This is a genomic window from Roseinatronobacter sp. (genome assembly GCF_051859525.1).
Taxonomy (GTDB): Bacteria; Pseudomonadota; Alphaproteobacteria; order Rhodobacterales; family Rhodobacteraceae; genus Roseinatronobacter.
On sequence record NZ_JBHYFM010000001.1, the window covers coordinates 62,645 to 87,128 of the forward strand.

Consider the following 24,484-nt stretch of genomic DNA (forward strand, 5'->3'; position numbering starts at 1 on the left):
CAACGCAGCCACGCCCATCAGTTTTGTCAGGCGTCATCTTCCAGCAGATGATCTTCCCAGTCGTCCAGCGGGATCTGGACCTCTGACACAGTGCGGCCCTGCATGGAAATGCCTGCGCTATGCACCGAATTGGCGTCACCCGTAATCAGCGGGTGCCATTGCGGCAGCTTGCGCCCTTCGTGCAGGCGGCGATAGGCGCAGGTTTCGGGCATCCAATAGGCAATGTCGCCCAAGGTGTCTGGCGTCAGCACAACGCATTCCGGCACGATCTGCTTGCGGATCTCGTAATTTCCGCAACGACATGTGCTGTCGTCAAACAACCGGCAGGCCACGCGGGTGAATACCAGTTCTTCTGTGTCAATATCTTCCAGCTTGTTCAGGCAGCACCTGCCGCAGCCGTCGCACAGGGCTTCCCATTCTTGTGGGGTCATCTTGTTCAGGGGCACAATGTCCCAGAAACGGGGGCGCAATTCATCATTCATGGAAGGGCATGTAAGTCGCAGGCACGCCAAGGGAAAGGTGAAATTCCCGCGCGGGGATGAATTCGTTAGGTCTGGCGTAGCAGTTTTCCGGGATTCATGATGCCTTGCGGGTCCAGCGCCGCCTTTACACTGGTCATCACGTCCCAGCCAGTCCCATGTTCGGCCTGCATGTATTTCAGTTTGCCCAGTCCGATACCATGTTCCCCGCTGACGGTGCCACCCAGCCGCAAGGCGCGTTCGGCCATCCTGTGGGCCAGCGCATGGGCCTTGGCAATCTGTGCGGGGTCATCACGGTCGGGCAGCAACAGGACGTGAAAATTGCCATCGCCGACATGGCCCAGAATTGGCCCCGGAATGCCGGACGTTGCAATATCATCGGCGGTTTCGTTCACCGCTTGGGCCAGTTGCGAAATTGGAACGCAGACATCGGTGGTGATGGCATGGGCATTGGGCCATGCCGCACGCGCGGTGTAATAGGCGTTGTGGCGCATTTTCCACAGGCGGTTGCGGTCCTCAAGCCGGTCCGCCCATTGAAAGGCACTGCCGCCCATATCGGCAACAATTTCCCCGAAGTTCTCTGCCTGTTCGCTGGTCCCTTGGGGCGTGCCGTGGAATTCGACCATCAGATGCGGTTTTTTCCGGCATATCCGTGCCGTTCTGGGTATTGAACAGCCGCACGAATGTCGCATCGATGAATTCAATGCGCGCCATTGGAATGCCGGACTGGATGGTCGCAATCACAGTCTGCGTTGCCGCATTCAAATCGTCGAAGGCACAGACCGCCGCAGATATGGCGTCCGGCTGCCCTTGCAGTCGCAAGGTCAGTTCGGTGATCAGCCCAAGCGTGCCTTCGGCGCCCACAAACAACCCTGTCAGGTCATATCCGGTCGAGGATTTGGGCGCGCGTGTGCCTGTGCGCAGCGTCCGGCCATCGGCCAGCACAGCCTCCAGCGCCAGAACATTGTCGCGCATCGTGCCATAGCGCACGGCGGTCGTGCCCGATGCCCGCGTCGACGCCATCCCCCCGATCGAGGCATTGGCACCGGGGTCCACAGGAAAGAACAGCCCCGTTGCGCGCAGTTCGGTGTTCAACTGTTCGCGTGTGACACCGGGCTGGACCACGGCCAGCATATCGTCAGCGCTGATATGCAGCACAGCGTTCATGCGGCTGAAATCAACGGTAATTCCGCCCTGTGGGGCCAGCGCATGCCCTTCCAGCGATGTGCCCGCCCCCCAGCCGGTCACGGCCATGCCATGCTCGGCGCATATGGCGACGATGCCCGAAACCTCGGCCGTGGTTTCGGGATAGGCCACGCCATCGGGGGGCATGTCGGTAAAATGCGATTCCGATTGTCCGTGCAGCGCCCTGTCTGATGCGCCGGTGGTGAACCTGTCGCCCAGCAGCGCATTCAGGGCGTCAAAGGCGGCCTGCATGCGCGTCAAACCCGTTCGACAGTGACTTTGCCTGCGTCAAAAGCCAGATACCCCTGCACGGCTGCCGCTTCTTCGCTGGGGGCGGTCAGGCTGTAGGCGGCGTTCTGCAACAGCCCTTCAGGGCTTGAAATATGATAGAATTCACCCGCGCCGCGGTCGTCACAGATCAGGGTGCGGTCCGAGGGTTCCAGAACCGCTGCGGCAATATCATCGCGCGGGAAAAAGATGACGAACGGGTAGTCGCGTTGAATCAGTTCCAGTGCTGCGTTGCTTTCCCCGATCACCGCGCCATTGGCGCGCACAACCCAGGTTCCTTCGGCGGGATATATCTTCAAATGCCGCATCATAATGTTGGTGTCCTTGCTGATTTCCCTGTCGCGCGCACTATTGCAGGGTTTGCCCCGAAGGCAAAGTGCGCAATTTGTCCAAGGATATTCGTTTCAGACAGGTTTGCACGCATCGGCCAGCCAGTCGCGCGCAGGCGCGTCCAGCAATGGAGACAGCAATGTAGCAACCCGTTCATGGTAGGTGTTCAACCATGACCGTTCGTCACTGGTCAACATCTCGGGCATGACAAGGCGGGTGTCGATTGGTGCCAGTGTCAGCGTCTCGAATGCCAGCCAGTCGCGCAGGTCGCCCCCCTCGGGGCTGGGGTCCATGCGCACGGCAACAAGGTTTTCTATGCGTATGCCAAAGGCCCCTTCGCGGTAATATCCGGGTTCGTTTGACAGGATCATTCCTTCGCGCAGGGGCACTTGTGAAATGCGTGACAGGCGTTGCGGCCCTTCATGCACCGACAGGAACGCCCCGACACCGTGGCCGGTGCCATGGTCATAATCCAGCCCCGCCAGCCACAGCGGATAGCGTGCAAGCGCATCCAGATGCCCGCCTGCAACGCCGCGCGGAAAGCGCGCGCGCGACAGGGCGATCATGCCTTGCAGAACGCGGGTGAAACATTCGGCCTCCAGCCGGCCGACAGGGCCGATGGCGATCGTGCGGGTAATATCGGTTGTCCCGTCCAGATACTGCCCGCCCGAATCCACCAGCATCAGGTCCCCCGGAATCAGGCGGCGGTTGCTGTCCTCGGTCACGCGGTAATGCACAATCGCGCCATTCGGGCCGGAGCCTGCGATTGTATCAAAACTCAGGTCTTGCAGCGCGCCAGTGGCGTGGCGGCATGCTTCCAGATGTTGCGCAATATCGATTTCGGTCAGAACATGGTTGCGCTCGGCAACGAGTTTGGCGGTCTGCGCGTCCAGCCAGCACAGAAATTCCACCATGGCCGCCCCGTCACGCAGATGGGCTGCACGCGCGCCCGCCAGTTCCGCCTGTGACTTGCAGGCCTTGGGCAGCAGGCAGGGGTCTTGCATGAAGCTGGTCGAAATACTGTTATCGCGCAGAATGTCCAGCACCCGCAGCGGCACGGTTGCCTTGTCCAGACGCACAGGGCCGGACAATGTGCGCAAGGCAGGTTCAAACGCCTCAACGGGGCGGGTTTGCACATGGCTGCCCAGATCCACCCCGACCAGCTTTTCGGGCGGCGCAAACAGGTCCACACGGCCGTCATCATGGACAATGGCAAATCCCTGCATCACGGGCAGGCGCGGCAGGTCGCCACCGCGAATGTTCAGCAGCCAGCAAATGCTGTCGGGCTGCGTCAGGATGGTCGCGCGCTGGCCTTTGGCCTGAAGGGTTGCGGCAATGCTGTGTTGCTTGGATGCGGCAGATACACCCGCCAGATTTTCCGGATAGGTCCGGACAGGGGACGCGGGGGCGGCAGGGCGGTCGGTCCATAGCGCATCAATCTGGTTGTCCATGCGTTGCACGGAAATGCCGCTGCCTTGCAGCCCCTGTTCCAGGGTGTCAATTTCATCAGGGGTGTGCAGCCAGGGGTCAAACCCGATGGTCCCGCCCGCAGGCAGTGCATCCTGCAGCCATGCGGCGGGTCTGGTTTCGGGCCAGTTGACGGGGGTGAAATCAGGCGCGCATTGCAGGCGCGCCTGCACACGGTAGCGCCCGTCCACGAACAGGCCTGCGCGGTCCGGCAGCACAATGCAGAACCCAGCCGAGCCGGTGAACCCCGTCAGCCATGCCAGCCGTTCATCACACGCGGCCACATATTCGCCCTGATGGGCATCGGCGCGCGGAATGATGAACCCGTCAACGCCCTGATTTTGCAGGGCATTGCGCAAGGCGCGCAGGCGGGGCGGGCCATCTTCCGGGCGGGTGGTGGCGGTGTAGCTTTGGAACATGGCGCGCGCGCTCCTGAATATGCGGTTGGCCAGTGGTAATGACGGGGGGCAGGGCGGTCAATGGGGCGTTGTCATGCTAGCTGTTCCACAGCCTGCCAGTTCAGGCCCGGCCGGTAGCGTGCCCGAACCTGCCCGTCTTGCAGCGCAAGCAGGTGTAGCCATGTGTTGTCGAACAGGGCGCGCAACCCGTCATGGCGGGCCAGCACATCGGCAATGGCGTGCTGCGGGGCCTCGATCAGGACGGACAGGCGCAGGGGCGTGTGGACAAGACGCTGCCCGTCATGGACGGCCTGCCATGGCAGACCCGGCCGCAATATGCCGCCATTTCCCTGTACCACCCCGATGCCGCCCACCACGTTATGAATCAGTTTGTTGCCCCCGCCGAATGCAACCGGTGCGACACTGGACGCATAATATTGCAGACTTATCCAGCTGGCCACGACCACCGGCGCGGTCAGGATCAATTCCAGCGTGGAAAACCCCTCATCGGTCTGCCAGTCATAACTGTGCAAGAAGGCCCGCCCGCCCAGATCAGCGCCCGCTGTGGTGGTGCGCGGCGCGGCGATGAAGGCCGCACAGCCCGCCAGCCCCCATTCGGGGCGCGTTTCGGCCCAGTTTGCCGCACGCGCGATTATCTTGTCGGTCCGCGCACGCGGCAGGCGCGCAGCCCGCACTGCCCGCGTCAGCGCGCCCGCGCGATCCAGCCAGTCCACAGCCTGCGCGATATCGCGCTTGTGATCGGGGGCAGGGGTGTCGGGGAACACAGTGACCTTATCCGTGGTCGTGTCATGCAGACCGGCCAGAAACAGCGTGTCATCGGGCAGGGTGATACCTTGCGCGGGCAATCCGGCACGGGTTTCGGGATCGTTCAGCAACTGTGCCAGAAGGCGTGCAGACACCTCTCCGGACTGCCCGCCGCAGGCCCCGCATTGATACGCGCTGGCATGGGGGGAGTTGGGTATGGTTGCGCCATGGCCCAACAGCAGAACCAGCCGCGCATGCCCTGATTGCAGGCTCATGGCGCGCAGGATCTTTGCGGCGGTTTCGGCCTTGTCCTGTGCCGAAAGCGCGGTTTCAAAACGGGGCGCGGGTGTCGTCGGTCCGGCCTGTGGTGTGCGGGCAAGCGCCGATTTCACCAGCTTCCAGCCATAAAGGGGGCCAGCGGCCTCGACAAAGGCGAAGGACGAAACCGCCGCCTGCCGGAACCGGCCCCACGCCCGCACGGCGCGTGCCGCGATGCGGGCGCTGTGTTCGCGCGCAGGTGTGGCGTGGTTGCATGACGTCACCGTGGGGTGCAACAACACGGGCAAATGTGATTGGGCCATATCCGTGCCATGCGGCTTATGGGCAAGCGGCAAGCCGAAGAAGCCAACAAATCCAAGTGTTTCAATCCCGTTGTTCAGGCTTTCAAACTGCCGCCGGAACACCTCGGAGCGGACATCGATACAGAACGCGGCCTGTAGCGTCGCGCGCCCCTCATGGGGCTGCCGTCCACTCAGCGCAGCGGCCAGCTTGCGCTGGTAGGCGCGTTCGCTGGCATCTTGCAGGATGGCGTCAATGCAGTGATCCGCTGTCGCCGCGACAGGTTCGGCATGTGCCGCGCAGGTTTGCGCCCATGGTGTCGCAAGGGCAGGCGCATGCGCCAGCAGCGCCGTTTCCCAGATCAGGCGGATGGCCAGAAGGTCGGTTACCGTGCTGTCCGTGCCGCCTTCAAGTTCGGCCTGCCACAGCAGCCAGCGCGCATGTTGTGTCCAGCCGCCCAGATCCATCAGCAAGCGGTGAAAGACGGACTCAGCGGCGGCATCGGGAATGTCCAGCGCGTCACAGACGTGCAGGATCGCGCGTTCGGCGGTGTCGGGGGCCGCTGCGACATGGGCGCAAAACCCCGTCAGGCCCGATATCTCGGGGGTCAGGTCGTGGCTGGCCCAGTCGCGCCATGCGCTGAAGGCCCCCTTGCCCGGCGCGGGCGTCCACAGGGCCTGTCCGGTTTCGAAATGTCCTGCGGCCCACAAGCCGAAACTGCGCGCAATGATCGCAGGCCAGTCCGTGCCACTGGCTTGTGCAGCATGATCCGCCAAGGTGGGCAGGGCCGCTGGCTGATGTCCGGGGCTGGACAGATGGGCCAGCAGGGCCGTCAGGCTGGCGGGTTTTCGCGGGCTGTCACTGGCCAGCAAGGCGTCATGCAAATCCGTGTTGGTGATGGTGCCAGCGTCCAGCAGCGCGCCATATTGCGCCCGCGTCTGTGTCAGCCGGACACCGGCCACCCGTGCCAGACGCGCTTGGGTATTGGCAAGGTCAAGATTGGCCTGTCCCATGAACGGGTTGACCGCAACAGTGGCTGTCAGGGGGAAGGCGGGCGGGATGGCGCGCGCGGCCCGTTCTGCGGCACCCAGCAGGGCGGAAATGCGCGCAGGTTTGATTTCTGCATGTTTCAGGAACATTTTGTTACTTTCCATGGGCATAATGTTGAAAAATCAATGACGCTGCGGAAGCCGCAAGCCGCCGATCATGCGATCAAGCACCGCATTCAGATACAGGCCATTGGCAAGATGGACCCGCAAACCGGCGGCTGCCGGATGATGCGCCCAGATCGGAAACAGCGCCTGTGCAATCGCCACCACCCCGAAAGACATGATCGCCAGCGTGATCAACGCCCATTCCAGCGGGCCAGCCACGGGCGGCGCGGGCACATGCGCCCCCCACAGTGCAAAGGCACCAAGATGGAAGCCGAAATACGCGATGGCCGCCCCGAATGCGGCAATGGTTGTGCGAAGTGTCAATGCCTTGGGGGCGCTGTCTGCAAGCCCTTGTGCAATCAGATAGGCCACACCAAAAATCAGGATGGCCCCCAGCGCCAGTGCTTGTGGTGACTTTGGCCCAGACAGGAATGCATAGCCCGCCGCAACCCCCGCATACAGCACCAGTGCCGCCGCAAAGGCCCGCAATACCGCACCCGCCCCCGGCACCGCGACAGGGCCGGGTTTGCGAAGCTGCGCAACATGGGCGATGGCGTTGCCGGATGCCAGAAATGCATGCGCCTTATACAGTGAATGCGCCACGATGTGCAGCAGCGCCAGCGGCCACAGGCCCAAACCGCATTGCAGCAGCAAGAACCCCATCTGTGACACAGTTGACCATGCAAGTGCGGTTTTGACCGCACTTTGCGTCAGCATGACCACAGCCCCGAACAAGGCGGTAAACCCGCCCAGCATGACCAGCGCCGCCATGGCAGTGGGGGTGGCCTGTATCAGATCCGCCAGCCGGATCAATATGAACCCGCCCGCGTTGATCATTCCGGCATGCAGCAGGGCGGAAACAGGGGTGGGCGCCTCCATCACCTCGGTCAGCCAGCCATGCAGGGGAAACAGTGCTGTTTTCAACGCGGCCGCCAGAACCAGCAGGCCAACCGAGAGTTGCACGCCCATCGGCAGGCGCGCATCTGTTGCGGCTGCGGTCAGTGCCGTGATTTCAGTGGTCCCATATGCGCCCCATAGCAGGGCCGCCGCTGCAATCAGTGCCGCATCGCCTGCGCCCCAGCATATCGCGAATTTTGTCGCCGCGCGCCGCGCCTCGGGGCGGTCTGCGTAAAACAGCAACAGGCGCCGCAGGCCTTGGCCGATCGCAAGTGACGCCAGCACCAGCACCCACAGGCTGCCCGATTGCACCAGCACCAGCACAGACGCCAGTGTGACCAGCATCAATGTGTGAAATGCGCCTTCGCGGGCCTCTCCGTCCAGATAGCTGCGTGCATAGCGGGTGACAATCCAGCCGATGAAGGAAACAAGACCCACCATTGTCACGCTAAGGGCGTCAAGCCGGAACACAAATATCGCGGGTTCCGCGCCCGCCCCCCATGTCACAGGGCCGTTTCCCCACAGTTGCACCGCGCCGCACATGGCCAGCACCAGCCCGCCAAAGGCCGCCGCTTCGGCCAGATGTGGCAGGTGTCCCGGCCTGCGACCCGAATTGCGCAGCCCGAAGGCCGCAACGGCCAACAGCAGCACGGGGGCGACCAGCGTCAGAGGGGGGAGCGTTGTCATTGGCGAATTCCTGTGCAGTGATGGTTTTGCGCCAGATACTGCTTGCAGTGCTTCTATGAAATTACATATTTTAGCATTAATTATTCTGTCTGGTGGAACTATGGCTGCAATCAACCTGCATCACCTGCGCCTGTTTCGCGCTGTTGCCCTTGATGGCACGCTGACGGGCGCCGCGCGTGTCCTGAACCTGTCGCAATCGGCGCTGTCCACGCAACTGCGCGCCCTGGAAGCATCGCTTGGGCATGCGTTGTTTGAACGGCGGGGGCGCGGCTTGCACCTGACAGAGGCGGGCCAGATCGCGCTGGACCATGCCGAAGCGATTTTTCGCACCGCCGAGGATTTGACGGCGACCTTGCATCAGACCGGCACGGCGCGGCGGGCGTTGCGTGTGGGGGCATTGGCCACGCTGTCGCGCAATTTCCAGATGCAGTTCCTGCGTCCGGTTCTGGGCCGTGCCGATGTGGAGGTGGTGGTGCGGTCCGGCTCGCAGGTGGAATTGCTGCGCGGGTTGGAAACACTGGCGCTGGACGTTGTTCTGACCAACGCGCCGCCCGTGCATGATGCGCACAGCCCCTGGATGGTGACATCGCTGGCGGAACAACCTGTCAGCCTGATTGGCACAGCGGCGCGTGTTGGCAGGCAACCGCGCACAATACGCGACCTGCTTGCCAGCGAACCATTGATCCTGCCTGCACCTGACACGGCCTTGCGCGCGGGGTTCGATGCGCTGAGTGCGCGGCTGGGCGTTATTCCCGCCATTGCGGCAGAAGCAGATGACATGGCCATGCTGCGACTTCTTGCACGCGAGAATGCGGGCCTTGCGGTGATTCCGCCGATTGTCGTTGCGGATGAATTGCAATCCGGGCTGTTGCGCGAAGCCGCGCGCCTTGAGGGAATGCGCGAGTATTTTCTGGCCGTGACCCGAAAGCGGCGTTTCCCCAACCCGCTGCTGGCGCAGGTTCTGGAAATTGCGCAAACTGGTGATGTGGGGCAGCTGGCGGCAGTATCTGTTGACCCGTCTTGACGAAAAAGCCTACTGTAAAGATATGATGTTGTCGCGTGTAAAGATTTTTCTTTGCATTGATGCATTGCCGACCGACAGGCACGGGATGAGGATGGGGTAGGAAGAATGTTGATGGACCAATGACCAAGATCAGAAACATGGAAGAATTCGCCCGCTTGACGGGCATTTCGCGGCCGACCGTGTCCAAATATTTCAATGACCCCGAAAGCGTCCGCAAAACCACCCGCGACCGCATCGAGCAGGCGTTGGCGCAGTATGATTACCGTCCGAATATTTTTGCCGTAAACCAGAACCGCAAGCTGACCAAGAATATCGGCATCGTCGTGCCGTATCTGGCCGATCCGTTTTTCGCCGAGATTGCGCGCTGCATTGAACGGCGCTGCATTGATTCCGGTTTCTGGCCTATCCTGTTCAGCTCTCACGGGGATCAGGCGCTGGAAAACAGTATCCTTGATAGTCTGCGATCCCTGAAGCCCGCAGGGGTCTTGCTTGCGCCGCTGGGGCGGCGGTCTGATAGGGCCAGAATTGAAAAATTCTGCAAGGACGTGCCCACGGTGCTGTTTGACAGCTATATCGAAGGGGTGGGCGAGGCGTTTGTGGGGTCTGACAATGCCCAGTTCGTGGACCAGATCGTAGAGTATTTGTGCCGCACGGGCGAGGCGCCTTGTTTTCTGGAAATGCAGCCGGTGAATCCCAACGCCAACAAGCGCCGCAATGCCTATATCTCGGTTATGGAACGGCTTGGCCATGCGCCCACGGTTTTGCGCGTCGCAGGCGAGGGGTGGGAGTTCGAGAAAGTTGGCTATGAAGGCGCGTTGCATGTCATTGACAACAGGCAACTGGTCACGAACACAGTCTTATGCAGCAATGACCGTTTGGCCATCGGGTTTTTGACGGGCTGTTATGAACGCGGGCTGCGCATCGGGCACGGCCCTGATTGTGCGCTGCGTGTGGCGGGCATTGACGACCACCCCTTTTCGCGCTTCACCTGTCCGCCGCTGACGACAGTGGCGCAGGATTACGAGGCGGTGTCAAACCGCAGCACCCGTATATTGTTCGACCTGATCGAGGGCGGCAGATCAGGTCAGGCGCGATCCGAAACTTTGTTTGAGGGGCGCTTGGTGATGCGGGCGTCTGCTTAAAAGTTTGCGCGCGTAAAATAATTATTGACTGCGCGATGCGATTCGACCTAGGCTGCATCCCATCATCCAATCAATCAAGGGAGGAGAAGGGATGTCTATCAGAACGTCACTCGGTATCGCGAGTGCGCTGGCCATTGCTGCGGCAACTGCGGGGCATGCGCAGGAATTGTCCGGCACCGTGACAATCGCCACTGTCAATAACGGCGACATGATCCGCATGCAGGGCCTGACTGCCGATTTCAATGCGCAATATCCCGATATCACCCTTGAATGGGTGACACTGGAAGAAAATGTGCTGCGCCAGCGTGTTACACAGGACATTGCCACGCGCGGCGGCCAGTTTGATGTCATGACGATCGGCACTTATGAAGTGCCCATCTGGGGCGCGAATGGCTGGCTGGTGTCCCTGAATGACCTGCCTGACGACTGGGATGCAGATGATCTGCTGCCTGCCATCCGTGACGGCCTGACCGTTGATGGCGAATTGTATGCCGCGCCGTTCTATGGCGAAAGCTCCATGGTGATGTATCGCACCGACCTGATGGAAGCGGCCGGTCTGGAAATGCCCGAAGCCCCGACCTGGGAGTTTATTCGCGAAGCCGCAAGCGCCATGACCGATGGTGACGTGTATGGCATTTGTCTGCGTGGCAAGGCCGGCTGGGGCGAGAATATGGCCTTCTTGTCGGCCATGGCCAACAGCTTCGGCGCGCGCTGGTTCGATGAGGACTGGAACGCCCAGTTCGACAGCGAGGAATGGGCGAATACGCTGAATTTCTACATGGACCTGATGGGCGAATATGGCCCCCCCGGGGCAGCAAATAACGGGTTCAACGAAAACCTGTCGCTGTTCCAGCAGGGCCGCTGTGGCATGTGGATTGACGCCACTGTTGCCGCCAGTTTCGTGACCAACCCCAACGATTCCACCGTGGCCGATCAGGTTGGTTTTGCACTGGCCCCCGATAACGGGCTTGGCAAGCGGGGCAACTGGTTGTGGGCGTGGTCGCTGGCCGTTCCCGCAGGGTCGCAACAGACGGATGCGGCAAAAGCGTTCATCGCATGGGCCACCAGCAAGGACTACACCGCGCTTGTCGCCGAAAACGAAGGCTGGGCCAACGTCCCGCCGGGAACGCGCACATCGCTTTATGAAAATGCCGACTATCTGGAAGCGGCCAGTTTCGCGGAAATGACGCTGCGGTCCATCAATTCGGCAGACCCGACGCAGCCAACGGTTGATCCGGTCCCCTATACCGGTGTGCAGTTTGTGGCCATTCCCGAATTTGCCGGTTTCGCAACCGAAGTCGGTCAGGAATTCGCCAACGCACTGGCGGGCCAGCAATCGGTCGAAGTGGCGCTGGAACGTGCGCAGGCATTGACGACCGACGCAATGGAAGCCGCCGGTTACTGATGCTTTCCTCCCTGGGTCAGGGGGTGGCCTTCGCGCCATCCCCTGGCTTTTTTCTTTCTTGATGTGACCTTCCCACCCCGGACCATTCCCTCGGCGGCACCTTGCCGCCCATGGCGGAGATATGACCATGGCAACCAAGGCTTCCAGAGCCGCCGCGCGCCTGATGCTGGCCCCTGCAGTCATCCTGCTTCTGGGCTGGATGCTGGTGCCGCTGACGATGACAGTGATCTTTTCCTTCAAGCGCTATCTGCCCATGCGTGGCGGCGATCTGGGCTGGGTGGGCTTTGAAAACTATGTCCGGTTCGTGAATTCCAGTGCCTTCTGGCCGTCGGTGCAGGCCACGTTGATGATTGTGGGCGGTGTGTTGCTCATTACGGTGGTGCTGGGCGTGCTGCTGGCCATATTGCTGGATCAGCCGATGTGGGGGCAGGGGATTGTCCGCATTCTGGTCATCGCGCCGTTTTTCGTTATGCCCACAGTGTCCGCGCTGGTGTGGAAAAACATGTTCATGGACCCTGTGAACGGGCTGTTTGCGCATTTATGGCGGTTCTTCGGGGCCACGCCGGTGTCATGGCTGTCGGAAGCGTCGATGCCGTCGATCATTTTGATTGTGTCATGGCAATGGCTGCCATTTGCCACGCTGATCTTGCTGACGGCCATCCAGTCGCTGGACAGCGAACAACTGGAAGCGGCCGAAATGGATGGCGCGCCGCCCTTGTCGCGTTTCTTCTTCATTACATTGCCGCATCTGGCGCGCGCGATCACGATTGTCGTGCTGATCCAGACCATTTTCCTGCTGGCCATTTTCGCCGAGATATTCGTGACCACCCAAGGCGCGTTTGGCACCCGCACGCTGACCTATCTGATTTTCCAGCGCGTGCTGGAAAGCCAGAATGTGGGGCTTGGGTCCGCAGGCGGGGTCTATGCAATCATTCTGGCCAATATCCTTGCGCTGTTTCTGATGCGCATCGTTGGCAAAAATCTGGACAGGTGAGGAGGAAACCATGGCCCGCGCCGTCACACCCCAACGCAAGATCATAAACACAACCGTCGCATGGATTGTCGGTCTGCTGATCTTCTTTCCCATCCTGTGGACCATTCTGACCAGTTTCAAAACCGAAGCGACCGCCATTGCCGACCCGCCTGTGTGGTTCTTCTTTGACTGGACACTGGACAATTACCGCGTTGTGCAGGCGCGATCAGATTACAGCCGCTTCTTGTGGAATTCGATCATCATTGCGGGCGGGTCCACGTTTCTGGGGTTGTTGATTGCCATTCCCGCCGCATGGTCCATGGCTTTTGTTCCGTCCAAACGGACCAAGGATATTCTGCTGTGGATGCTGTCCACCAAGATGCTGCCTGCGGTGGGGGTGCTGTATCCGATCTATCTGATTTTCATCAAGTTTGGCCTGCTGGACACGCGCATAGGACTGACTGTGGTGTTGATGTTCATCAATCTGCCGATCATGGTCTGGATGCTGTATACCTATTTCAAGGAAATCCCCGGCGAAATTCTGGAAGCCGCGCGCATGGACGGGGCAGGCCTGCGCGAGGAAATCCTGTATGTGCTGACACCCATGGCCATTCCGGGCATTGCGTCCACGGTGCTGCTGAACGTGATCCTTGCCTGGAACGAGGCGTTCTGGACGCTGAACCTGACCGCTGCCAAGGCCGCGCCCCTGACCGCGTTCATTGCCAGTTATTCCAGCCCCGAAGGGTTGTTTTACGCCAAATTGTCGGCGGCATCGACCATGGCCATTGCGCCGATCCTGATCCTTGGCTGGTTCAGCCAGAAGCAACTTGTGCGCGGCCTGACCTTTGGCGCAGTGAAATAAGGATATAGAAGATGGGACGTATCGTTCTTGAACAGGTGACCAAAAGTTTCGGCGATGTCACGGTCATTCCGCCGCTGGACCTGACCATTGAAGATGGCGAATTCGCGGTGTTTGTCGGCCCGTCGGGTTGCGGTAAATCCACGCTTTTGCGCCTTATTGCAGGGTTGGAGGATGTGACCTCGGGGGTGATCCGCATTGACGGGCAGGACGCCACCAGCATTTCCCCCGCCAAACGCGGGTTGGCGATGGTGTTCCAGTCCTATGCGCTTTATCCGCATATGTCGGTGCGCAAGAATATCGCCTTTCCGCTGCGCATGGCAGGGCTGGACAAGGCTGAACAGGACCGCCGCGTGGAACAGGCGGCGGCCGTTCTGAACCTGACCGATTATCTGGACCGCCGCCCCGGCCAGTTGTCAGGCGGGCAGCGCCAGCGCGTGGCAATTGGCCGTGCCATTGTGCGCGAACCGGCGGCATTCCTGTTTGACGAACCGCTGTCCAACCTTGATGCGGCGTTGCGCGTGGGCATGCGGCTGGAGATTTCGGAACTGCACAAGCGGCTGGAAACCACAATGATCTATGTGACCCATGATCAGGTGGAAGCCATGACCATGGCCGACAAGATCGTCGTGTTGCGCGCGGGCCATATCGAGCAAGTGGGCAGTCCGCTGGACCTGTATCGCGCGCCGCGCAACCTGTTTGTGGCAGGCTTCATCGGTTCGCCGAAGATGAACCTGATTTCCGGCCCTGAAGCGGCCAGACATGACGCCCATACAATCGGCATCCGGCCCGAACATATCAGCGTTCACCCCACCGAAGGGTTGTGGTCGGGCGTGGTCGCAGTGTCAGAGCATCTGGGATCGGACACGTTTTTCCATGTGCATGATACCGGACTGGCCGACACGATTACCGTGCGCGCCGACGGAGAGGTGGGGTTGCGCCATGGTGACCGCATTCACATGACCCCGCGCGCGGATGTCATTCACCGTTTCGACGAACAGGGGCTTCGTATCGCATGACACGACTTGCAGGAAAAACCGCGCTGATTACAGGGGCCGCGCGCGGCATCGGGCTGGCCTTTGCGCAGGCCTATATCCGCGAAGGGGCGCGCGTGCTGATTGGCGATATCGACATGGACCGCGCCCGGGCAGAGGCCGCGCGTCTAGGCGAAAGCGCGCTGGCATTGGAAATGGATGTCACGCAGCAGGCCAGCATTGATAACGCTGTGCATGCGGGAATCGCGCATTTCGGGCAGATTGACATATTGGTCAATAATGCCGCCATCTTCACCGCCGCCCCGATCGCCGAAATTACGCGCGACGATTATGCGCGCTGCTTTGACATCAATGTGGCGGGCACGCTGTTCACATTGCAGGCTGTGGCGCGCCACATGATCGAACGCGGGCAGGGCGGCAAGATCATCAATATGGCGTCGCAGGCGGGTCGGCGTGGTGAAGCGCTGGTGGGGGTCTATTGCGCCAGCAAGGCCGCGATCATCAGCCTGACGCAATCGGCGGGGCTGAACCTGATAAGCCACGGGATCAACGTCAATGCCATAGCCCCCGGTGTTGTGGATGGCGAACACTGGGACGGCGTGGATGCGTTTTTCGCCAAATATGAAGGCAAGGCACCGGGCCAGAAAAAGCGCGAAGTGGGCGCATCGGTGCCTTATGGCCGGATGGGCGTGCCCGATGACCTGACGGGTATGGCCGTTTTTCTGGCCTCGCGGGATGCCGATTATATCGTGGCGCAAACCTATAACGTCGATGGTGGCCAATGGATGAGCTGACACCCCTGTCCCTTGCAACACTGGACCGCCTGCCTGCGCAAATTCGGGTGCCGCGCTATGCGCGCGCGGACCTGTCGGCGGGGATCGTGCATATCGGCTTGGGCAATTTTCATCGCGCGCATCAGGCGTGGTATCTGCACAGGCTGTTCGATCAGGGCATGAACCACGACTGGGCCATCATTGGCGCAGGTGTGCGCGCGGGCGATGCGGCCATGCGCGACAGGCTTCTGGCGCAGGATTGCCTGAGCACGTTGATCGAACTGGACCCGTCCGGCATCACGGCAGAGGTGACCGGCGCGATGATCGGCTTTTTGCCGGTGCAGGCCGACAATGCGGCGCTGATTGCCCGAATGGCCGACCCCGCAATCCGTATTGTGGCCCTGACTGTCACCGAAGGGGGGTATTTTATCGACCCCGCCAGCGGCGGTTTTCACAGCCGTCACCCCGATATAATGCACGACGCGGCAAACCCCGCGCGCCCGCGCACGGCCTTTGGGGCGATGGTGGCGGCGCTGCGGTTGCGGCGTGATCGCGGGCTTGGGCCGTTTACGGGGCTGTGTTGCGACAACCTGCAAGGCAATGGCGCAGTGCTGCGCCAGTGCGTGGTGTCGCTGGCGCGGCTGTCCGATCCGGTGCTGGCCGCGTGGATTGACACGCAGTGCAGTTTCCCGAATTCGATGGTGGATTGTATTGTTCCCGCCACAGGGCCGCGTGAAATCGCACTGGTTCAGGGCTTCGGGATCGATGATGCAGCCCCCGTCACCCATGAGAATTTTCGTCAATGGGTGATCGAGGATGATTTCTGTGCCGGTCGCCCCGACTGGGACCGCGCGGGCGCGACATTCACAGCGGATGTCCATGCGTATGAACTGATGAAAATCCGCATTCTGAATGGCGGCCATCAGGTGATTTCCAACATCGGGGACTTGCTGGGTCTGACGACGATCGCGCAAACCATGGCACATGCGGGGATCAGCGCGTTTCTGCACCGCGTTGTCCGTGACGAGATCGCGCCACATGTCGCCCCCGTTCCGGGGGTTGCGCCGCTGGACTATCTGGCCCGGATCGAGCAGCGTTTTGCCAACCCTGAAATTGCCGACACCACGCGCCGTGTGGCCTTTGACGGGTCCAGCCGCCAGCCGGGTTTCATTGTCCCGTCGGTTCGCGACGGGTTGCGCGCGGGCACGCCGGTTAAAGGCCTTGCGCTGGTCTGCGCGCTTTGGGCGCGCTATTGCACCGGCATCCGCGAGGATGGCAGCGTCATTGAGGCCAATGACCCGAACTGGGACGCGCTGCAAACAGTCGCATGGGCCGCACGGCAGGCACCGGTCCTGTGGTTGGAGCAGCGCCAGTATTACGGGGATCTGGCCCAGGCGCCGCGTTTCGCAGATGCGTTTTGCGACTGGATGCGCATGATCGGGGCTGACGGGGTGGATGCCACGCTGGCGCATTATCTGGACCATGTTGCCGCATAGCGCGCAGGGTTTGACAGGATTGCCGGCAGTGCAGGGGGGCGGCTGCCCCCCTCTTGGGCCGGTCGGCCCAATTCACCCCCTGCGGATATTTGGGCCAGAATGAACCAAGCAGGTACAGGCTGCGGGTGTTTTCAGTGCTGCTGACTGAAACGCAAAACGGGGGTGACCAACGTCACCCCCGTCCTGATCGCATGACTGGCTGAACGCGGTTCAGGCCAGTGCGAGGTTCGTCGCGGATTCACGGCCGTTGCGGTCGCTTTCCAGATCGAATGTGACGGCCTGACCGTCATCAAGCTGGCGGATGCCCGCGCGTTCCAGAGCGGTCACATGGACGAAGACGTCCTTGGAGCCATGCTCGGGCGCGATGAAGCCGAAACCTTTTGTTGCGTTGAACCATTTCACGGTGCCATTGGCCATCGTGTTATCCCCTTATTATATACCACCCGCATGATCGCGGTGGTCCGGCCCAGTGTCGTCAGAGTCGCAACTGAAGCCGAAAGGAGACAGAAGATCGAATGAAGAAGCTTTGCACCGTCCTTATGACTGTTTGTTCGTATGATTGCAAGGGGGCAGGAGGGACGCGGGATATTCCGGTGCCGTTCAAGATGGCGGCCGGTGGCGGGCAGCGTTAAAACGCGGATACGCTTTGGTAGAGAGTTCGCAGATGCCGGTCCAGCGGCTGGTGTCGTGGCATGGGAACTTCTGTTCCCAACGGGGTGTCCGGGGGCAGGGCCGCCAGTATGGCTGCGATATCTATCTGCCCTGCGCCCGGCGGCAGGCGGTCCTCGCGGGCGGTGTGCAGCAACTGCTGCGTTGTGTAGGGCGGGTGGCACATTGCGTCGCAGATATGAATGAAGGGCAGGCGCGCGGGGGGGATTTGCGCGATCTGGTCCAATGTGCTGGCGGACCGGTCGAAATGCAGGACATCCAGCAATATGCCCACATCGGGGGCAGTGTCGCGCACCACATCCCAGCAGGTGGCAAGGTCGGGCACGGGCGTCCATGGGAAGAATTCCAGCACCGGCGACAGGCCGCGCGCGGCGCAATGCGTGCCGATCCGGTCCAGTTTGTCACCCAGCCGCGCCAGATCATCATCATAGGGGGCGCAGATCAGGTGGCGCGCGCCCAGCTCCGCGCCGGCATCCAGCAAGGGGCGCAAGCTGGCGGGGTCCAGATCCGGCGTGATGCGGACGAATTCGATATCGGACACTGCCAATCCGGTGCGGGCCAGTGCATCGCGGGTTTGGCGCATCAATGCTGGGTCGTCCATCAGCGGGTAGCCGGGGCTGTCATCGGTGACGCGCAACAGGCGCAGGCCCACGGCATCGAACCCCGCAGCTGCTGCTGCATGCACCAGTTCGGGCGGGGACAGGAAGATTGCGCTGAGATGGGCCAGCGACAGGCGGCGGGTCATGGGCGTTTTCCTGTGACAGCATGACGGCCTGCGACAAAGCCGAAAGTCATGGCAGGGCCAAGATTGATGCCCCCTGCCGGGTAGAACCCGCCGAAGGGGCTGGCGGCGTCTGCGCCTGCACAATACAGCCGCGCGATGGGGGCGCCTGTCGCGTCCAGAACCCGCGCCGCGCCGTCACAGGCAAGGCCCGCGAATGTTCCGAAACTGCCGGGCGTGACCCTGACGGCATGGAAGGGCGGCGTGACAATCGGGGCCACGCAGGGGTTCGGGCCTTGATCGGGGTCCCCTTGCAGGCGCATATAGGCGGTGGTTCCCCTGCCGAATTCCGGGTCATGCCCGTCCGCTGCACGGGTGTTCCAATCCGCAATGGTCCGCGCCAGCCCGTCCGCGTCAATGCCGCAGGCGCGGGCAAGCTGGTGCAGGGTGTTGGCGGTGGTCAGATAACCGCGCCTTTGCCAATGCCGCCATGGCACGGGGGCAGGGCGCACGATGCCCAATCCGTAGCGGCGCAAGAAACGGTGGTCACAGACCAGCCAAGATTGGGCGGGCTGCCCGTGCGGCGTGGCGTCCAGCAGGGCGGTGACGTAATCATGATAGCCAAGCCCTTCGTTGCAAAAGCGCCTGCCATTGGCAAGAACCCCGACAAGCCCCGGTTTGCCCCGGTCAATGATATGGGGGAACACGCCGCTTGACCCGCCCGGATACGGCACGACCGAGACGGGGCAGTAGGCGGCGGGCGCTGCCGCGCTTTGGTCAAACTGCGCCCCGATCGCGGTGGCCAGCGCTGCGCCTGTCCCTTGGGCCGTTGGAACACTAAGGCTGCGGTGTTCGTCATCGCGCGGAAAGCTTGTTGCGCGCCGTGCGGCATCATGGCCATAGCCGCCGGTCGCCAGAATAACGCCTTTGCGCGCGCGTAGTATCCGACCGCAGGCCAGTTGCACGCCATCCACGCCGTTTGCGTGGCGCAGCAATGCTGTCACAGTGGTATTCACATGCCACGCAACGCCCAGATCAAGCGCGGATCGCATCAGCCGTGCGGCCAGCGCCGCGCCATTGCGCAGGTCCATTCCGCGCCCGTGCAGGGCCAGATCGCGGGTGTGGTGCAAAACCCGCTTGGTGGCGTGAAGAAACGAGCTTGTGTTGCGTGTCATGGTCAGGAAACTGCGCAGGTCCGCCCCTGCCTGAATGGTCATCCCGTGAAAGGTGGTTTCGCGCAAGGGCAGGCGCAGCAGGCGGATATCGCGCTTCAGTCCGCGCCCGTCATAAGCGCGCGCAATGACGGAGCGACCGCCCATACCAGCCCCCGAGACATGGCTGTAGGTGTCCGGAATGCCGCCGCCAAGGTCGAATTGCACGGATGTATGATTGTGAAAGAAATCCACCATTGCGGGCGCTGCGCCCAAAAAGGCGTCCACCCGTTCGGCGTTGAAATGGTTGCCCATGACCTGTTGCAAATAGCGGCGTGGCGCGTCCCGTGCCGTGTCAAAGCCTGCGGCCTGTGCCAGCGCCGTGCCGGGCGCCCAGATCCAGCCGCCTGACCACGCGGTTGTGCCGCCCAGGACGTCGGCGGATTCCAGAACAAGCACCTTCGCGCCGTGCCATGCCGCCGTGACCGCTGCGGCAAGCCCTGCGGCCCCTGACCCCAGAACTATGATGTCAAACGAGTTTGGACTCACGCGCCTCTCCTGTGTTGGAGCTAGCATTCAGAAGAAAGCGGGTTAACGTCAATTATCGTTTTTGCGTGATGCGTAACGCTATGTTAATCTGCGCGCGGGAGGATGTGATGAAAGAACTTACCCTGCGCCAGATCGAGGTTATTCGCGCAGTCATGCTGCGCGGGACCATCAGCGGGGCGGCAGAGTTTTTGGGCGTATCGCCGCCCGGCATTAGCCGCCTTGTCAAACATACCGAAGAAACCCTTGGCCTGCGTCTGTTTGAACGCCGAGAAGGGCTGTTTATTCCGGCAGTCGAAGCCGGTGCAGTATTCGATCAGGTGCGCGAGGTGTATCGCGGCGTTGAAAACCTGCATCATGCGCTGTTCAATCTGCAAAAGGGCGACGGGGCCGATCTGGCCTTTGCGTCGGCACCGTCGGTTGCGCAGTTCATCGCGGCGCGGGTTTTGCGGTCGGTGCGCGGGCGCTATCCCGATCTGTTTATTGATCTGAACATCCTGAAAATAGAAGAAACCGTCGATTACCTGCTGCTGGAACGGGGGGAGTTCGTGATCATGTCATCTGCGATCCAGAACCCCGGCGTGGAAAATACTGAACTGGCGCGCGGGCGTATTGTGGTGGTCCTGCCCGAAGGTCACCGTCTGGCCGGTCGGGCGGTTTTGTCGGTGCGCGATCTGGCGGGCGAGCCGTTGATCGGTGTGGACCCGTCTGACCCTTACGGCGCGATTCTGGCCAAACCGTTCAAGGATGCGGGCATGCCGCTTGAACAAAGCATGCGCGGACGTTTTGCTCAAACTGTGGTCAGTCTGGTGCGCCATGGGCTGGGGGTTGCATTGATTGACGAATTTTCGGTGGCAGAAGTCTATTTGCCGGGGCTGGTGTGCCGCCCCTTGCAGGAGGAAGCGACCGTGCATGTGAATGTGGTGCGCAAAAAGGGGCGGAACCTGTCGAATTTTGCAGAATATACAATTGAACGGTTCCGGCGTGAATTGCGGCTGGCCACCGACCGATGGAGTGATCCTGCAAAAGATATAAATTAACATCATGTTCACATTGGATCATATTTGATATTTGACGTTATTTGCCTGAATCGCAATAACGATGGCAAGGCGCGGTGGTCGCGCCGTTCTAGGGAGGATATTATGAAATATACTGTATTTGGTGCAGTTTCTGCCGCACTTATCGGAACAGGCGGCGCAATGGCGCAGGATTTTCCGACCAAGGAAATTCAAGGCATCATCCAATGGGGTGCCGGCGGGTCAACCGATGTGGTGATGCGGTCAGTGACCCCCCACGCAGAGGCCGTGCTGGGCGGCACGGTTGTCATGCAGAACATGACCGGCGGCGTGGGTGCGATTGGCCTGAACCATGTGGCCGATCAGGCGGCGGATGGCTACACATTGCTGATGGGCGCGGAAAACCCGCTGCTTTACAAGGTCATGGGCCTTGGCGACAAGGATTACAGCGACTTCATCGCGATCAACCTGCTGGCACGTGGCACGCCTATTCTGGTGTCCGGTCAGGACACACCCTATAACGACTACGCTGAACTGATGGAGTTCATTGCGGAAAATCCGGGCGAAGTGCGCTTTGGGGCAACCGGTCCGGGCGGTCTGCCATCGGTTATTACCGCGATGATGAACGCGGTCGAGGGCGATCTGGACGTGATTTCCGTGCCCTTTGACGGCGATGGCCCCGCGCTGACCGCGCTGCAAGGCGGCGCGATTGATGTGATGCCCGCCGTTCTGGGGGCCGCGATCGAAGGCATCCGCGCAGGTACAATGAAACCGCTGGCCGTGTTCGATGTGGACAGCAATGAACGCCTGCCAGATGTGCCGACGGTGACATCGTTCAATGACGCCTATAACGATCTGCTGCCATGGGGGCCGTTCTTCGGGATTTTCGTGAAAAACGGCACACCTGATGATGTGGTCGGCGCGCTTCAGGCGGCCTATTCCGAAGCCGCGCAAAATGCCGATTTTGTCGAGATGATCGACAATCGCGGGTTCACCATGATGAACATTGCGGGTGATGAAGCCGCTGATTTCATGAACCGCTGGCAGCAAAACACCACATGGCTGTTGCATGATGCGGGTGTGACACAAAATTCGCCCGAAGATTTCGGGATCGAACGCCCCTGACGGCCTGCGCCGGACCTGCGTGATGCGGGTCCGGCGTCTTTTGTGACGGGCGGTGTGCACCAAAGGGGGTGCTGCGCGTGATGATACCGGCACAGTCTTGATATTGGATGATGCGCAATTCCGGTAAGCTGATCCTTGGCGGATTGCCTGAAACTGCTTTATGCCCGTATTGCGCAGGCGCATAATCGCAACGACAAGATCTGATCCGTAGCCGGACATGTGTTGTGCCGCAAAAGGTATTTTTGTGGCGCAGGGTGTGCGATGGTTTCAGGGTCGCCCGATGCAGGGAGGATGCAATGGACCCCAATTTTCGCGGTGACGACGATCATCATGACGGAACCTCTGATGCGACACCGGGGGGGTATTCGAAACAACGCCGCCCCGGCGAGGTTTTCTTTACCTGCTTCTTGCTGGTCGCAAGCGCGGTCTTGCTGAATGAAGCCTTCGGCATATCAGGGTTTGGCCAGTTATCGGCACCCGGCACCGTGCCGGTTGTGACTGCGGCCATTATGGTCTTGTGCATGGCGATCATCTTTTTCCAGACCATCCGCCTGCCCAAAGTCACCGGCGAAAGCATTGCGCGCGACATATTGCCATGGCGGGTGCTGGCCTTTGTCGGGTTCCTGATCGCCTATGCGCTGGCTGTGCGCCCGCTTGGCTTCCTGCCCACCACGGCGCTGTTTCTTGTGCTTGGCATCCGTATTCTGGGGCGCGGCTGGCTGTTTTCCGTAGGCGTGGGGCTGGGGGCGCTGGTGGGCATATGGATTGTGTTCCGTATCGTGTTCACGGTGCTTATGCCGCCCGGTATCGTGCCAGAGGCGGAACTTGTGCAGATCATCCGCAACCTGTTCAGCGGGGTCCGGTGATGGAAGCGCTTTCAGCATTTGTAACGGTTCTGGCCCAACCCCAGCTTCTGGCGCTGGTGGCGCTGGGCACATTCGCGGGCATCTATATCGGGGCCATTCCGGGCCTGTCGGTAACGATGGCAGTGTCCATCCTGATTTCCTTCACCTTCTCATGGTCGGTCTATCCAGCGCTGGCGCTGATGGTGGGCATCTATATGGGGGGCGTGTATGGTGGCGCGCGCACAGCGATCTTGCTGAACATACCCGGCGCACCTTCGGCCATTGCCACGGCGCTGGACGGCTATCCCATGGCCAAACGCGGCGAGGCGGGACAGGCCATCGGCGTCAGCACGGTCATGTCCGTGATTGGCGGTTTTGTAGGTATCGCGGTTCTGGCCGTGGCCGCGCCGCTGGTGTCGGATTTTGCGCTGCGGTTCCAGCCGCGTGACTACATGTTTCTGGCCGTGCTGGGTATTCTGCTGGTTGGCTCGCTGTCCACCGGATCGCTGGTCAAGGGTATCTTTGCCGGTGCGCTGGGCATTGCCATTGGCGCGGTCGGGCGCGACCCGCTGACGTTCACGCCGCGCTTTACCTTTGATCTGTCGCTGCTGAACGGGGGGATTTCCTTCATCGCGGTCATGATTGGCATGTTCGGCGTGTCCGAGGCGCTGTTGCAACTGCACCATGTCGACAAGAAGGCCATTCGCCAGAAGGTGGGCCGCATCATCCCGTCATGGAAGGTGGTGCGGAAACACCTGCCCTTGTCGATGCAGACATCCAGCATCGGCGTGACGATTGGGGCCTTGCCGGGCACAGGTGGCGATATTGCCGCGCTGATGGCCTATGACCATGCGAAACGTGTGACCAAGAACCCTGAACGCCCCTTCGGTGACGGGGCCATGGAAGGGCTGGTTGCGCCCGAGGCCGCGAATAACGCGGCGGTCGGTGGTGCGTTTGTGCCGATGATGACACTGGGTATTCCCGGTGATGCGGTGACCGCCATCATGATCGGTGCGCTGTTCATCCACGGCTTGAACCCCGGCCCGATGCTGATGATTGATCGCCCCGAAATGTTCTGGTTCATCGTGGGTGCGCTGACATTTGCCAATATCTTCCTGCTGATTTTCGGCCTGACGGGGATACGGCTGTTCACCAAGCTGGTGGAAATGCCGCGCTCTGTGCTGATCCCGCTGATCCTGATCCTGTCGATCGTGGGGGCCTATGCGGTCAATAACGCCATTACCGATGTGTACTGGATGCTGGGCTTTGGCGTGCTGGGCTATTTCATGCGCCATTACGGCTATCCGCTGGGGCCTGTCATTCTGGGGGTGATCCTGTCGCGCCTGCTGGATGACAACTGGCGACGTGCCATCATCACCGCGCGCGAGGATTGGGGCCGCTTCTTTGATGGTGTGTTTTCCAGTGCGCTGTCATCGGTGCTGCTGGCCGCGATTGTCTTTATTTTCCTGTCCCACACGCCGCCCTGGAAATGGGCGAAAGCGCGGCTTCTGGCCCGTGCCAAACCAAAAGAGTGAC

20 protein-coding genes and 1 pseudogene are annotated in these 24,484 nt (G+C 61.1%); 12 read left to right on the plus strand and 9 right to left on the minus strand.

Annotation, left to right across the window (positions count from 1 at the left end; all coding sequences use genetic code 11):
* Positions 1–26 precede the first annotated feature (26 nt).
* The 6 genes and pseudogenes from ACTIE1_RS00320 to ACTIE1_RS00345 all read right to left on the minus strand — a co-directional run bounded on the left by ACTIE1_RS00320 (position 27) and on the right by ACTIE1_RS00345 (position 8,208).
* Positions 27–482 carry a YcgN family cysteine cluster protein gene (locus ACTIE1_RS00320; protein ID WP_439560366.1) on the minus strand — a complete coding sequence of 152 codons (456 nt, stop codon included), beginning with the start codon at positions 480–482 and terminating at the stop codon, positions 27–29.
* A gap of 65 nt (positions 483–547) precedes the next feature.
* Positions 548–1,916 (minus strand): annotated as a pseudogene (locus ACTIE1_RS00325) (FAD-binding oxidoreductase).
* A 5-nt stretch (positions 1,917–1,921) separates the two neighbouring features.
* The gene (locus ACTIE1_RS00330; RefSeq protein ID WP_439560365.1) at positions 1,922–2,263 is read right to left on the minus strand and encodes a DUF427 domain-containing protein; all 342 of its coding nucleotides are present in this window, start codon (positions 2,261–2,263) and stop codon (positions 1,922–1,924) included.
* Between the two features lie 93 nt (positions 2,264–2,356).
* Positions 2,357–4,168, minus strand: a complete 1,812-nt coding sequence (locus ACTIE1_RS00335; RefSeq protein WP_439560364.1) for an aminopeptidase P family protein — start codon at positions 4,166–4,168, stop codon at positions 2,357–2,359.
* A gap of 71 nt (positions 4,169–4,239) precedes the next feature.
* The gene (locus tag ACTIE1_RS00340; protein ID WP_439560363.1) at positions 4,240–6,609 is read right to left on the minus strand and encodes a YbcC family protein; all 2,370 of its coding nucleotides are present in this window, start codon (positions 6,607–6,609) and stop codon (positions 4,240–4,242) included.
* 33 nt (positions 6,610–6,642) lie between these two features.
* Positions 6,643–8,208 carry a proton-conducting transporter transmembrane domain-containing protein gene (locus ACTIE1_RS00345; protein WP_439563214.1) on the minus strand — a complete coding sequence of 522 codons (1,566 nt, stop codon included), beginning with the start codon at positions 8,206–8,208 and terminating at the stop codon, positions 6,643–6,645.
* 100 nt (positions 8,209–8,308) lie between these two features.
* Between ACTIE1_RS00345 and ACTIE1_RS00350 the strand changes: the two genes are divergently transcribed.
* The 8 genes from ACTIE1_RS00350 to ACTIE1_RS00385 all read left to right on the plus strand — a co-directional run bounded on the left by ACTIE1_RS00350 (position 8,309) and on the right by ACTIE1_RS00385 (position 16,875).
* Complete coding sequence (locus ACTIE1_RS00350; protein ID WP_439563215.1) at positions 8,309–9,232, plus strand: LysR family transcriptional regulator; 924 nt, start codon at positions 8,309–8,311, stop codon at positions 9,230–9,232.
* Positions 9,233–9,351: 119 nt separating this feature from the next.
* Positions 9,352–10,374 carry a LacI family DNA-binding transcriptional regulator gene (locus ACTIE1_RS00355; protein ID WP_439560360.1) on the plus strand — a complete coding sequence of 341 codons (1,023 nt, stop codon included), beginning with the start codon at positions 9,352–9,354 and terminating at the stop codon, positions 10,372–10,374.
* 91 nt (positions 10,375–10,465) lie between these two features.
* The gene (locus tag ACTIE1_RS00360; protein WP_439560359.1) at positions 10,466–11,779 is read left to right on the plus strand and encodes an ABC transporter substrate-binding protein; all 1,314 of its coding nucleotides are present in this window, start codon (positions 10,466–10,468) and stop codon (positions 11,777–11,779) included.
* Between the two features lie 127 nt (positions 11,780–11,906).
* Complete coding sequence (locus ACTIE1_RS00365) at positions 11,907–12,773, plus strand: carbohydrate ABC transporter permease (protein ID WP_439560358.1); 867 nt, start codon at positions 11,907–11,909, stop codon at positions 12,771–12,773.
* Positions 12,774–12,783: 10 nt separating this feature from the next.
* On the plus strand, positions 12,784–13,614 hold the full coding sequence (locus ACTIE1_RS00370) for a carbohydrate ABC transporter permease (protein ID WP_439560357.1): 831 nt from the start codon (positions 12,784–12,786) through the stop codon (positions 13,612–13,614).
* An 11-nt stretch (positions 13,615–13,625) separates the two neighbouring features.
* Positions 13,626–14,630, plus strand: a complete 1,005-nt coding sequence (locus tag ACTIE1_RS00375) for an ABC transporter ATP-binding protein (protein ID WP_439560356.1) — start codon at positions 13,626–13,628, stop codon at positions 14,628–14,630.
* Entirely contained in the window at positions 14,627–15,400 is a 774-nt protein-coding gene (locus ACTIE1_RS00380; protein ID WP_439560355.1) for an L-iditol 2-dehydrogenase, read from the plus strand. The genes ACTIE1_RS00375 and ACTIE1_RS00380 overlap by 4 nt, the downstream gene beginning before the upstream one ends.
* Entirely contained in the window at positions 15,388–16,875 is a 1,488-nt protein-coding gene (locus ACTIE1_RS00385; RefSeq protein ID WP_439560354.1) for a mannitol dehydrogenase family protein, read from the plus strand. The genes ACTIE1_RS00380 and ACTIE1_RS00385 overlap by 13 nt, the downstream gene beginning before the upstream one ends.
* A gap of 210 nt (positions 16,876–17,085) precedes the next feature.
* Here ACTIE1_RS00385 and ACTIE1_RS00390 read toward each other — a convergent pair whose 3' ends face one another.
* The 3 genes from ACTIE1_RS00390 to ACTIE1_RS00400 all read right to left on the minus strand — a co-directional run bounded on the left by ACTIE1_RS00390 (position 17,086) and on the right by ACTIE1_RS00400 (position 19,965).
* A complete protein-coding gene (locus tag ACTIE1_RS00390) occupies positions 17,086–17,292 on the minus strand; it encodes a cold-shock protein (RefSeq protein ID WP_228686443.1) in 207 nt (68 codons plus the stop codon).
* Between the two features lie 211 nt (positions 17,293–17,503).
* Positions 17,504–18,289 (minus strand): sugar phosphate isomerase/epimerase family protein, encoded by a 786-nt coding sequence (locus ACTIE1_RS00395; protein ID WP_439560353.1) that lies wholly within the window; start codon positions 18,287–18,289, stop codon positions 17,504–17,506.
* Positions 18,286–19,965 carry an FAD-dependent oxidoreductase gene (locus ACTIE1_RS00400; protein WP_439560352.1) on the minus strand — a complete coding sequence of 560 codons (1,680 nt, stop codon included), beginning with the start codon at positions 19,963–19,965 and terminating at the stop codon, positions 18,286–18,288. The genes ACTIE1_RS00395 and ACTIE1_RS00400 overlap by 4 nt, the downstream gene beginning before the upstream one ends.
* A 107-nt stretch (positions 19,966–20,072) precedes the next feature.
* Here ACTIE1_RS00400 and ACTIE1_RS00405 point away from each other — a divergent pair, with 107 nt between their 5' ends.
* From ACTIE1_RS00405 to ACTIE1_RS00420, 4 genes are all read left to right on the plus strand, one after another.
* Positions 20,073–21,002, plus strand: a complete 930-nt coding sequence (locus ACTIE1_RS00405) for a LysR family transcriptional regulator (protein WP_439560351.1) — start codon at positions 20,073–20,075, stop codon at positions 21,000–21,002.
* Positions 21,003–21,104: 102 nt separating this feature from the next.
* The gene (locus ACTIE1_RS00410) at positions 21,105–22,103 is read left to right on the plus strand and encodes a Bug family tripartite tricarboxylate transporter substrate binding protein (protein ID WP_439560350.1); all 999 of its coding nucleotides are present in this window, start codon (positions 21,105–21,107) and stop codon (positions 22,101–22,103) included.
* 296 nt (positions 22,104–22,399) lie between these two features.
* Positions 22,400–22,969: a tripartite tricarboxylate transporter TctB family protein gene (locus ACTIE1_RS00415; protein ID WP_439560349.1), complete on the plus strand. Its 570-nt coding sequence runs from the start codon at positions 22,400–22,402 to the stop codon at positions 22,967–22,969.
* The gene (locus ACTIE1_RS00420; protein ID WP_439560348.1) at positions 22,969–24,483 is read left to right on the plus strand and encodes a tripartite tricarboxylate transporter permease; all 1,515 of its coding nucleotides are present in this window, start codon (positions 22,969–22,971) and stop codon (positions 24,481–24,483) included. Before ACTIE1_RS00415 ends, ACTIE1_RS00420 begins: the two co-directional genes overlap by 1 nt.
* Position 24,484 lies beyond the last annotated feature (1 nt).